Source organism: Flavobacterium salmonis (genome assembly GCF_903819435.1).
GTDB classification, from domain to species: domain Bacteria; phylum Bacteroidota; class Bacteroidia; order Flavobacteriales; family Flavobacteriaceae; genus Flavobacterium; species Flavobacterium chungangense.
This window is the reverse complement of sequence record NZ_CAIJDP010000038.1, coordinates 1-419: the sequence shown is the minus strand read 5'-3', so window position 1 is coordinate 419 and position 419 is coordinate 1. Positions and strand designations below refer to the sequence as shown.

Annotated in this window: 1 pseudogene; it reads right to left on the bottom strand. The window is 35.3% G+C overall.

Going from position 1 to position 419, the window contains the following annotated elements:
• Positions 1 to 285: pseudogene (locus FLACHUCJ7_RS00230) on the bottom strand (IS110 family transposase); the annotation flags it as partial.
• Positions 286 to 419: the final 134 nt, after the last annotated feature.

Here is a 419-nt window from a genome sequence, read left to right as displayed (position 1 = left end):
TTTTTTTATTTCTATATCGCAGTCTTTGATCTGATTTTGCAGATTTTGATACATCTGGTATTCCTGCTTTAGAGCAAATAGATAATCTTTACGGCCATTGCTTTGGAGTGCTTTTTGCATTTCTGCTTCACTTTTTTTACAGTTTCCGTTTCTTAAAGAGGCTAATTTCTGGGCATCAGTTTCTCCATTGCAAATGGCTTCTATCATCTTAAGTCCCGTCAAACCACAAATATCTTTAACAATTATATCCAATCGAAGATTGAGTAAACGAAGGTATTTTTGCATTTTCTTGCTTGTGTCAGCAGCAAGATCAATTAAACCAGCTCTGTGTCGGCAATAAGTTCGCAGTTGTTCAGTTTGTAAATCCGGCAAAAAACTTCCAGATAATAGACCGATGGAATGTAATTTTTGTATCCATT